Source organism: Pricia sp. (assembly GCF_041745955.1).
In the GTDB taxonomy this organism is placed as follows: domain Bacteria; phylum Bacteroidota; class Bacteroidia; order Flavobacteriales; family Flavobacteriaceae; genus Pricia.
In genome coordinates, this window is sequence record NZ_JBGTHY010000315.1 from 1 (window position 1) to 5,374 (window position 5,374).

Annotated in this window: 5 protein-coding genes; 1 reads left to right on the plus strand and 4 read right to left on the minus strand. The window is 46.5% G+C overall.

Features of this window, described 5'->3' with window-relative positions; translation table 11 throughout:
• Window positions 1-202 precede the first annotated feature (202 nt).
• The 3 genes from ACEW8S_RS11460 to ACEW8S_RS11470 all read right to left on the minus strand — a co-directional run bounded on the left by ACEW8S_RS11460 (window position 203) and on the right by ACEW8S_RS11470 (window position 3,153).
• Entirely contained in the window at window positions 203-1,819 is a 1,617-nt protein-coding gene (locus ACEW8S_RS11460; RefSeq protein ID WP_373518286.1) for an amidohydrolase, read from the minus strand.
• A 28-nt stretch (window positions 1,820-1,847) separates the two neighbouring features.
• Window positions 1,848-2,279, minus strand: coding sequence for a hypothetical protein (locus ACEW8S_RS11465; RefSeq protein ID WP_373518287.1), 432 nt, complete (start codon window positions 2,277-2,279; stop codon window positions 1,848-1,850).
• A gap of 112 nt (window positions 2,280-2,391) precedes the next feature.
• Entirely contained in the window at window positions 2,392-3,153 is a 762-nt protein-coding gene (locus ACEW8S_RS11470) for an NYN domain-containing protein (RefSeq protein ID WP_373518288.1), read from the minus strand.
• Window positions 3,154-3,297: 144 nt separating this feature from the next.
• On the opposite strand from ACEW8S_RS11470, the gene ACEW8S_RS11475 reads away from it, so the two are divergent.
• A complete protein-coding gene (locus ACEW8S_RS11475) occupies window positions 3,298-4,086 on the plus strand; it encodes an NIPSNAP family protein (RefSeq protein WP_373518289.1) in 789 nt (262 codons plus the stop codon).
• Here ACEW8S_RS11475 and ACEW8S_RS11480 read toward each other — a convergent pair.
• Window positions 4,064-5,197 (minus strand): OmpA family protein, encoded by a 1,134-nt coding sequence (locus ACEW8S_RS11480; protein ID WP_373518290.1) that lies wholly within the window; start codon window positions 5,195-5,197, stop codon window positions 4,064-4,066. The genes ACEW8S_RS11475 and ACEW8S_RS11480 overlap by 23 nt on opposite strands.
• Between the last annotated feature and the right edge of the window lie 177 nt (window positions 5,198-5,374).

The window sequence follows — 5,374 nt, forward strand, 5'->3', positions numbered from 1 at the left end:
GTGGACAAAGGCGTTCACATGGTCATGGGATGGGACAAGACCCGTGTCGCCGTACCGATTACGATGCAAATGTAAAAGCAATTTCCTGAAATCCCTATAATCGAAAAACCGAAGCCAGCAGCCTTCGGTTTTTTTATTAGCATACTACTAGGATGATAGACGAATTTTAGTATGCTGTTCAATTCTCCGAGTCTTGATCGAATTAACGCGTAACCCCGTTCACAAAAGTCTGCTCGGCCATAATCGTGGGAATCTCCTGTACCGGCACCTTCATCATATCTTTGTCATAGATAACGAAATCGGCGAACTTGCCGATTTCGATACTTCCCTTTTCATCTTCCTCGAAATTGGAATAGGCGGCCCAAATGGTCATGCCCTTTAAGGCTTCCTCACGGGTAAGGGCGTCCTTCATCTGGAATCCCTCTTTTGGATTTCCATCAAGGTCCCTTCGGGTGACGGCGGCGTAGAAGGTCAAAAACGGACTCACGTCTTCCACAGGAAAATCCGTTCCCAGAGCTACCAATCCCGCTTGGTCCAAAAGTTTTTTGAACGCATAGGCACCTGTCATCCGCTCTTCCCCCAAGCGCTCCTCCGCCCAATACATATCGCTGGTGGCGTGGGTGGGCTGAACAGAGGGGATGATATTTTTTCCGAAATATTTAAAATCGACGGAATCGATGACCTGCGCGTGCTCGACCTTCCATCGACGGTCGGAACTATCCTTTAAAATTTTATTATAGGTCCGAAGTACTACGGCATTGGCGGAATCCCCGATGGCATGGGTGTTCATCTGATATTCCGATATGGCGAGCCGCCTGGCCAAATCCTCGATGTCTTCGATGGGCGTCACCATGGCGCCATAATGTCCCCACTTGTCCGAATACGGTTTCTTGAGATAGGCGCCCCTTGATCCTAAAGCGCCATCGGCATATACTTTTACGGAGCGTACATTCAAGCGGTCGGTCTTTATCGGGCCTTGATAGATGTAATGATCCACATTTTCTGGGGTATTGCTAACCATGGCATATACCCGTATGGAAATTTCGCCGGCCTGTTGCAGGCTATCGATAAGTTCGATAGTGGAGCGGTCCAGCCCCGCATCGTTGACCGTGGTCAGGCCGTGGTTCAGACAGATACGTTCGGCATCCTTTAAGGCTTCGATTCTGGTTTCAAGGTCAGGGGCGGGGGTAATGGAATCGATCAGCTGCATGGGGTTATCGATAAGCACCCCGGTGATGCCCATAGCTCCCTTTACGATTTCGCCGCCTTCGATTTTGGTGCCCCGGTCGATGCCTGCAGAATCCAAAGCCACCTTATTGACGAGCATGGCATGCCCATCGATACGACGAAGCGCCACGGGGGTATCGGGAAAAAGTTTGTCCAGTTCTTTTCGGGTAGGATATTCTTTTTTTTCCCAATCGTTCTGATCCCATCCCCTTCCTAAAATAAAATCCTTGGGATTTTCTCTTTGGAACTGCTCCACGCGCTCCAATACCTCTTCGAAACTTTTAGTGCCCGTGAGGTCGACCACCTGTTGGTCAAGTCCCAAACCATAGAAATGGCAATGCGCATCGATAAGTCCGGGGGTAATGGTGCGTCCATCCGCGTCGACCAATTGGTCGCTGGTATATTGGTCACGTATTTCTTCGGTGGTACCGACCGCAATAAATTTTCCTTTATGGACTGCAAAGGCCTCTGCTTTTGAAAAGCCTTCATCAACGGTGTAGATATTGGCATTTACGATCACCAGATCCACTTTTTCCTTGACATATTCACAACCGGAAAGAAAGAGCAAAAGTAGGGGCAGTATTTTTTTCATTTGGATTTCAAGATGTAGGGCTTTAAACTTACTCCATCGAAAGGGTTTTTTCGCCTTTTATAGTGAAGGAACCTTCCGAAGAGGTGCTTTTGCCCGTAATGGTATCGCCTTTTGCGGTCAGGGTTACGGCTACATTATCGCCCTCGACCATAACGTCGAAACTAATCGTACTGCCTTTGACCTTTACGTTGTCGCCCAATAGCGTACCGCCGCCGATCTGCATTTGCACCTTATAACCATCGCCTTCCTTTACGATAATCATAAGGCCGTTTTTATAGCCTTCGGGAGCTCCCTCAACGGTATAGCTCCAGCCGCCGACGAACTTATCGCCGATTAGACGGGATGCGGTATCGGTCGAATGCTGCGAAATGGCCATCACAGGGGATACTGCGATAAGACAAAGTATGGCAACGAATAGGGGTATCCAGCTTTTGACCTTGGTTTGTTTCATGATGTTCATAGTTAAAATTATTTGTTTCTTATTCGTCCTGTAAATATACTGGTTTATACCTAAACCTTGTGATAGGATGAAGATTACGATTTCGGATAGTCTCTTTTTTCCAGTATTGGCCCTATTTCTTATTGCGGCCCGTACGCTGCTTTTCCTTGATTTTCACGTAGACCAGTTTCTTTCGACCCTTTGAATCCTCCCGGCGTTCGATCTCAAAGTGGGGAATGGACGAAAGCAATGGCGTCAATTTTTGGAAGCCATAGTTCCTGGCATCGAAATTGGGCTGTTTTTTCTGCAAAAGACTGCCCACATCGCCCATAAAGGCCCAGCCATCGTCGTCGGACACATCGTCAATGGTCGTGGCAATAAACCGAAGGTCCTTAGGGGTAATTTTTTCTATACCGCTTTTCGAGGTAGGCGTGTCTTTCGAATCAATGGAAGCAGTGCTCTCCGGCTTTTTCAATATCTCGATATAAATAAAACGGTCACAGGCCACGATAAACGGATTCGGGGTTTTCTTTTCGCCGATACCATACACTTGCATGCCCGCTTCCCGAAGTCTTGTCGCCAAACGCGTAAAATCACTGTCGCTGCTCACGATGCAGAAACCGTTTACTTTTCCGGAATACAATATGTCCATCGCATCGATGATCATGGCCGAATCCGTCGCATTCTTGCCTTGGGTATAGCCGTATTGCTGAATGGGAGTTATGGCGTTTTCCAAGAGAATGTTCTTCCACTTGCCCAATCGCGGGTTTGTCCAATCACCATAAATGCGTTTGATGGTCGGGTTGCCGTATTTGGCGATCTCTTCCATCATTTCTTTAACATAGGCGGAAGGGATGTTGTCCCCGTCTATAAGTACTGCTAAATTTAGATCCATTTGGGGTTAGGCATTAGTGATTCTCATTCCGCAATTTAAGGGGAATTTGTTTCGATAGGTTACTTTAAACGGAAAAAATCAACTAACAAGCGTGCTTATATCCCTGAACTTCGCTAAGTTTGGGAAGTACCAATCGAAATCGCTATGAAAAAAAATCTGCTTGCCGTTTTTCCGACCCTTATCTTCATTATTGCCGTTAACTTAACTGGATATTCCCAAGAACAAAAACGGGACTACTACCAACTGAAAACCTATACCTTAAAAGACGTAAAACAAGATAGCGTGATGGATGCCTATCTAAAAAATACGTATCTACCTGCGCTAAAACGTGCGGGTATAGAGAACGTAGGCGTTTTCAAATATCGCCCCAATAACTTCTTGACCGCCAATAAAATATTTGTCCTGATTCCCTTTGCTTCATTGGAACAGTTCGAAACTTTGGACGATATGTTGGCACAGGACAAAGCCTATGCTTCTTCGGGAGCGAAATATATCAACGCCAAATATGACGAGCCGCCGTACGAGCGTATCAACTCCGTCTTGATGCGTGCCTTTACAGGGATGCCCCAAATGAAACCTTCGGAAGTGCAAGGCGATAGAAAAGACCGGATCTATGAGCTCCGCAGCTACGAATCGCCTACTGAGGCGACATATCAAAACAAAGTGGCCATGTTCAACAAAGGTGGCGAAATCGAGCTTTTTGAATCGTTGGGCGCCAATGCCGTTTTCTATGCGGAGGTGCTTTCGGGAAATCATATGCCGAACCTGATGTATATGACCACGTATCAAAATATGGAAAAGCGGGATGCCGTTTGGGAATCGTTTTTCTCGTCAGAAAAATGGGGCGAGCTTTCTACCGACCCCAAATACCTGAACAATATGAACAAGGCGGATAAACTGTTGCTTTATCCTACGGAGTATTCGGATTACTGATCACAAACTCCACCCTACGGTTCCGTTTCCTTCCTTCTTCGGAAGCATTCGTTGCTATCGGTATTTCGCCGCCATGCCCTTGCCAAACAATTCGCTTTTGGGGAATTCCCATTTGCATCAGATAATCCGCTACCCTTTTTGCCCTTTTCCCGGCAAGCTGTTGGTTGTAATCATCCGTTCCCAAAGAATCGGTGTGGCCGTTTATGGCAATGTGCAGATCCGGGTTGGCCTTGAGATAATCGAAAATCCGTTGTATTTCATCCTTGGCCGTTTCGAGAACTTCGGAATGGTCGAACTCGAAAAGAACGTTTTCAAAGACATGGGTTTTATCCAACGTAAAACTCCCTTTTTGTTTATCGATATTTTCAAAGGAATTTTCGTCGGATGCAGTATCGGCCGCTTCGGCCGCTTTCACCTCTACCATGTCCACATAGTAATAGGCCCCTTGCTTTGCCGTATATTCGGTCTTGAACTTTCGGGTACGGGCGTTGTTTTTGAAATTTCCCAGAACCATATATTTTTCAGTGCCCTTAGCCACGAAGCGTGTACTTACGGGAATCCAATCTTGCGTGTCGGAATAGAAGTTGGTAGTACCGATTTCCAGATACGTATACACATTTCCATTTTGCCGGAACAAATGGGATTTGGAGAGTTCCTTTTTAATGGGGATTGCCAGTTGGTCCTTGGTGAACAGCACGCCGAATTCCTTTATGGCGAAATCGGAACGCTCGGCCAGGCTTATGTAAAACGAAACTTGGTATGCTCTGCCATTTTCCAACGTTCGGATCAATTCGGCCTGGAGATATTCGCGATAATCATCGGGGGCGTATAGGTAGAATCCCGCATAGCCTTCCCCAAACTCGGCCGGTTGTTTTCCGTTAAAATTTTCAGGGGTGCCCATGGATGTGCTGCAGGCATTGAAATAATCGGTGGAGCCATCGGTAGGTGTGGACCACGAAACGACATCCGTACCAAAATTCCCCAACCTTTTCGGACAATTGTCGAACCGTTCGAAACTGGGGTTTTTTATCTGGTTTTGGGAGGATACTAAAAAGGCAAAGAGCAAATAAAAAAGAAGGATGCTATTTCTTGGGACGGGAATGGAAACCATGGCTGCGGGTTAACTTCCTCAAAAATAGGGAAATGTAGTGTTGATTAAAGGGGTTGTCACTAAAAATGGATGTTTTTGGGTCGTATCGATTACAGGGCACATTTTCTCATAAATCAAACTTATAGGTCAATCCCCCCAATACCTGCAAGCCCTGCACCGGGTAGTTGGCCCAACGCT